A 6,173-nucleotide genomic window follows, 5' to 3' on the forward strand; every position below is an offset into this window, starting at 1 on the left:
GAATCCTGCCACCCCGACAAAATAGTATATCAATCATCATTAAAAACCTGTTAATCGTGTGATTACCAGGTTTTTGCATTTTTAACGGTTTCATAAGAAAGTAAAAAATACTGTTAAAAAAGTCAACAAATCGGATAACAAAAAGAGTTTCCGAAAAGTGTTGACTGAATTATTAAAATTCAACAATAAGTTGGTAGAATAAATGTATCTTTAAAGTGATTTGACTTTCGTCTGGTAAAAAAAAGTATTAACAAAAAGACGAAATCATGAAAACAACAGCGACTTTTAGTATCCTGTTCTGGGTAGACCATGCCCGTGCAAAAAGCAACCAAGCCTTAATCTATGCCAGAATTACAGTAAACGGCAAACGAGCAACCATCAGTTTAAAACGAAAAGTACGACTATCGGATTGGGATGCCCATAAGGGAAGATCCCGAGGTACAAATCAAAACACAAGAATACTCAATAATTATTTGGATGAAGTCAATAACAGCCTTTTCAAATGCTATCAAGACCTGAAATTGGAACATAAACACATAACCTCTCAAGCCATAAAGGCCAGGTATACGGGTGAAGACGACATTCATAAATCCTTGAAAGACCTAATCGAGTACCACAATACTAAAATGAAGTCCATTTTAAAGCCTGGTACTATGAAGAACTATTCGACAACAGAGCGTTATTTGAACAAGTTCCTAAAACAAAAGCTTAAGATTAATGATATTTATTTGAAACAATTAAGCTATAGGTTTATAGTAGATTTTGAACAGTACCTAAGAACAGTCAAAAACAAAAAGAACGCCTATATGTTATCCAACAATGGAGTGATGAAGCATTTAGAGCGTTTCAAAAAGATGATGAACCTTGCCTACAAGTTGGAATGGATAACCAGAAATCCCTTTAAGCAGTTTCAGTTGAAGTTTGAAAAGTTCGATAGGGAGTACCTTAGCGATAGGGAGCTTAAACTTATAGAAAACACTCATTACAAGAATGGACGTTTAGAAAGGATAAAGGATTGTTTTGTTTTTTCTTGTTATACAGGGTTATCCTACACAGATGTGAAGCAATTAGCAGGAAATAAAATAAGCAGGGGGATTGATAAAAGGTTTTGGATTTTCACTAAGCGGGAAAAAACGAATGAAACGGTTAAAATACCAATCCTTCCAAAAGCAATGGATATTTTAAATAAGTACAATGATGAGCAGCCAAGAAATTCTAAAGATGCTTTGTTGCCATTATGTTCCAATCAAAAGGCTAATAGCTATCTAAAGGAAATAGCTAAGGACTGCGGTATCAACAAGAACATAACCTTTCACATGGCACGCCACACCTTTGCGACCACAGTCATGCTGTCTAATGGTGTACCTATAGAGACTGTATCGAAACTTTTGGGGCATACCAAATTATCTACAACGCAAATCTACGCCAGAGTGATTGAATCAAAAATAAGCGAGGACATAGGTAATCTGCTGCAGCGGTTAGAGGACAAAACCAATCAGAAAGAACCCCAACAAAACCAATCAATTATTTTTTAGGCTTTAAAAAAGAATTCCCTTTCAGTGCGCTCCTCACCAAAAGACGGGAGTGTACTGAAAGGGGATTTTATGCTGAATAATCTGAAATTACTTATCGAGGAGCTTTTCCAGATATTTATTTTTTTAAAATGATAGAGCAAGAACGTTTTTCTGTGGTTCTTTGCAGCAAAAAAGAACCTTTTAATAGGGCTTTTCACTGTTTTTGCTGCAAATTCTTCATTGAAAACAAAACTAAAAAGCGGACAATTTTTTAAACTACCTTATTTCACTGGTGTTTTGGAGGAACATGAAAATGTAACATCGCGCAGCGTGTTACCCTCTTGCTCTTCCCTTAGGTTAGCAAATATACTTTATATAGAGAACTTTTTATAATAGTCAGTGCTTGTAATGAGTAACTTTCTATAGGAGAAAAACGTTCAACAATTATTAGCTGTGACCAAACGGATAAGGGTGAATTATACGCTAACAAAGATTCAAGGACAAGAGTTTTGCGCTTATAAACTCTATTGTTGTAAGTATCAACTTATAGAGCTTGTTTTTAATTGTAATTGTTACAGGTTATAAATACAATAGAATCGTTAAAGTGCTGGTACCGTAATTAAAAGCTAGGTTACAACAAAAAAACATACAGTTACAACAAAAACAAGTACAGTTATTACATTAGACTAACAACTATAGAAACAATTGCGGTAATCTTGCTGACGGATATATGTTCTTAATTAACAAAAGGTATCCATAAAACAGTATTTAATAAACTTTATTCATTATGAAAAAAATTACGTTTTTTTTAATTTTAGTAGTATCTACTACAGTTTTATTTGGGCAAACCCAAATAGGCGAAGATATTGATGGAGAGATCATAGAAGGCCAGTCAGCAGATTCGGTAAGTCTATCAGAAGACGGTACGATTATGGCTATTGGTGTTACAGACAATAATGGCAATGGTGAAGACTCTGGTCATGTACGGGTATTTAAATATAACGGTACTGATTGGGACCAAATAGGCGGAGATATTGATGGGGAAGCGGCAGGCGATTCTTCAGGTCGCTCCGTAAGCCTATCTGCAGATGGCACCATTCTAGCTATTGGTGCTATAGGAAATGATGGCAATGGTGAAGACTCCGGTCATGTACGGGTATTTAAGTATAACGGTACTAATTGGGACCAAATCGGCGGAGCTATTGAAGGGGAAGCAGCTGGTGATTTTTCAGGTGTCTCCGTAAGCCTATCTGAAGAAGGCACTATCGTGGCCATTGGTGCTACTGGAAATGATGAGAATGGTGTAATTTCTGGTCATGTACGGGTATTTGAATATAACGGTAGTGGTTGGGCTAAAATAGGCCCAGATATTGATGGTGAAGCCCTTGGAGATCAGTCAGGTGTCTCTGTAAGCTTATCTGCAGATGGTACTATCGTGGCCATTGGTGCTATTGACAATGATGGCAATGGTAGCGGTTCTGGTCATGTACGGGTATATCAATACTCAGATGATAATAAGTGGACAAAAATAGGCGACGATATTGATGGGGAAGCAGTAAATGATCACTCAGGTCGCTCCGTAAGCCTATCTGCAGACGGTTCTATCGTGGCCATTGGTGCTAATGACAATGATGGCAATGGTAGCGGTTCTGGTCATGTACGGGTATATCAATACAAAGGAGATAAGTGGGACAAAATCGGTAATGATATTGATGGGAAATTCGCTGGAGACGGTTCAGGTTTCTCCGTAAGCCTATTCTCAGATGGTTCTGCCGATGGTTCTATCGTGGCCATTGGTGCTCGTTTTAATGATGATAATGGTCCTGCTGCTGGTCATGTACGGGTATTTGAATATAGCGGTAGCGATTGGAGCCAAATAGGCGGAGATATTGATGGGGAAGCAGAAGGAGATCAGTCAGGTTACTCTGTAAGCCTATCTGCAGAAGGCACTATTTTAGCTATCGGAGCTATCGACCCTACAGGCTTTGTACGAGTATTTGAAAATATTGCTGGTGATTGGACCCAAATAGGCGCAGCTATTGATGGGGAAGCAGCAGATGATGAGTCAGGTACCTCCGTAAGCTTATCAGCAGATGGTACGATTATGGCCATTGGTGCTCCTGAGAATGATGGCAATGGTGAAGATTCCGGTCATGTACGGGTATTTCAAAATATAAATAATAAATGGACCCAAATAGGCGGAAATATTGATGGTGAAGCAGCTGATGATGAGTCAGGTACCTCCGTAAGCTTATCAGCAGATGGTACGATTATGGCCATTGGTGCTCCTGAGAATGATGGCAATGGTGAAGATTCCGGTCATGTACGGGTATTTAAGTATAACGGTACTAATAATTGGGACCAAATAGGCGAAGATATTAATGGGAAAGCTGCTGGTGATTTTTCAGGTGTCTCCGTAAGTCTATCTGCAGATGGCACCATTCTAGCTATTGGTGCTCCTGGTAATGATGGCAATGGTGATTATTCTGGTCATGTACGGGTATTTAAATATAACGGTACTGATTGGGACCAAATAGGCGAAGATATTGATGGGGTAGCCTCTCTTGATTCTTCAGGTCGCTCCGTAAGCCTATCAGCAGATGGTACCATTCTAGCCATTGGTGCTCCTGGAAATGATGGCAATGGTGATGGTTCTGGTCATGTACGGGTATTTAAATATAACGGTACTGATTGGCCCCAAATAGGCGAAGATATTGATGGGGTAGCCTCTCTTGATTCTTCAGGTCGCTCCGTAAGCCTATCAGCAGATGGTACCATTCTAGCCATTGGTGCTCCTGGAAATGATGGCAATGGTGATGGTTCTGGTCATGTACGGGTATTTAAATATAACGGTACTGATTGGCCCCAAATAGGCGACGATATTGTTGGGGTAGCCGCTAATGATTTTTCAGGTACATCCGTAAGCCTATCAGCAGATGGCTCCATTCTAGCCATTGGTGCTCCTGAGTATTTTAGCGGTTCTGGTTATGTACGGGTATTTCAGTACACAGATAAGTGGAACCAAATAGGCGTAAATATTGATGGTGAAGCAGAAGGAGATCAGTCAGGTACCTCCGTAAGCCTATCTGCAGATGGTACTATTCTAGCCATTGGTGCTCCTAGAAATGATGGTGGCGGTGATGAATCTGGTCATGTACGGGTATTTAATCTAGCAACAACGGTGTTAGGGGTTTCTAGTTTCGAGTCTACTACTTATACTTTTAATATTGTTGTAAATAAAGCAGCAGAACAGATGCATGTATACCTTCCAGAAGATTCAGATTTAAAAACAATAAACCTTTATAGCCTTAATGGTAAATACCTATATACTGGAAAAAGCACAGTATTACCAATACAAGGCTTATCTAAAGGAGTTTATATTGTAGAAGTAGTAAACAATTTAGGTAGAACAGCTAAAAAAGTAGTGATACCGTAATTAAAAAACACCTATACTTTCAATGTAAAATTAAAATGATGTGACCTGTAGCTTCACATACACGTTAAAGACATTTTTACTAATGTCAATACCATAAATTTTACTATATTTATTCATAAGAAATAATTTTTGGAAAGGACATTCTACTTTAATTTCAACAACTTAAAAACGAGATTTTGGTCTCAGAGAACTGAACGAAATTTTGGTAGAAAAAAGAGAGGATTATCAATGTTACCGAGGTCTAGGTTTGACCTTGTGTACTAACCATAATTCTCTCTTTTGTGTTTTCTGATTTATTATAAAACTTATTAAAAGATAAACTTAAGCCGTATATAATTTATTGCTTAGGCAAGTGCTTATTTGGAAAATTCCTAAGGAATTTTCACGGGTTCGTAAATGTTTCTTAACTACACAACTCACCAAAATAAAGGAGACTGTTATGCGTCATGCTGAAAAATGAGATAAAAGTTTATTCTGGAAGTTAATATGGCATATTATCGTAAAAAAGACTGAAAAAAATTCCTAAAAATAATTGACGACAAGGATAGTATGCATGACTTTTGGGAAGATGGGCACAAGTCCTATTTAGAAGCAAAACGCAACTTAACATCAAAAGGTTTAATCGTTAATGATTATGTTGTTGATTTGAATAAGTTAATAACATACTGTAAAATTAGAGACTTAAAAATTGACGGAAAAGCCCGATCACAATTCGTGTCTGATATAAAATGAACAAAGAACAGATATCTAAGGAATAAACTTTATTAACTGAATGGAACCCACTTGGTGATATGTTTACTTAAATAAGTGATTTAAATATTTATGAAATTGAAGCGACAAATATCCTATTGCATATAAAAATTAACAGTACCGTAAATCAGATAAGTAAAATGACACATGGCGTTTTAAATCAAGCTTTTGGGATAGATGTTGAACCCGTTAAATACAAAATTATTGCGGAACAAACACATGCAATGCTAAAGGAAAAATAAAAGTACAAAAGCAAAATACAGAACTGCGCTGAAATTTCTAAATTCTATAACTATTTATTTTGCTTTGGTTCTAAATAATATTTATCTTTATAAAACCAGTAAGAAAAGTAATTTATTTTGAGGTCATTTATAAGCCCGTCAACAAATCGGCTAACAGATTGTTTTTTGAGTTTGTAAATGATTGATATATAGTATATTATATAAGAGGAAGAGGCTTCCTGCCACCCCGAC

2 protein-coding genes are annotated in these 6,173 nt (G+C 37.1%); both read left to right on the forward strand.

Features of this window, described 5'->3' with window-relative positions:
* The first annotated feature begins 266 nt into the window (after positions 1-266).
* Complete coding sequence (locus J1D01_RS17045; protein WP_421151719.1) at positions 267-1,535, forward strand: site-specific integrase; 1,269 nt, start codon at positions 267-269, stop codon at positions 1,533-1,535.
* 766 nt (positions 1,536-2,301) lie between these two features.
* Positions 2,302-4,950, forward strand: a complete 2,649-nt coding sequence (locus J1D01_RS17050) for a T9SS type A sorting domain-containing protein (protein ID WP_421151720.1) — start codon at positions 2,302-2,304, stop codon at positions 4,948-4,950.
* Positions 4,951-6,173: the final 1,223 nt, after the last annotated feature.

The sequence above is a fragment of the Seonamhaeicola sp. NFXS20 genome, assembly GCF_049132085.1.
Lineage (GTDB): Bacteria > Bacteroidota > Bacteroidia > Flavobacteriales > Flavobacteriaceae > Seonamhaeicola.

What these genes read in the sequence shown, in the direction of transcription:
- J1D01_RS17045 (WP_421151719.1), top strand. Translation starts at nt 267, where the DNA reads ATGAAAACAACAGCGACTTTTAGTATCCTGTTCTGGGTAGACCATGCC.
- J1D01_RS17050 (WP_421151720.1), top strand. Translation starts at nt 2,302, where the DNA reads ATGAAAAAAATTACGTTTTTTTTAATTTTAGTAGTATCTACTACAGTT.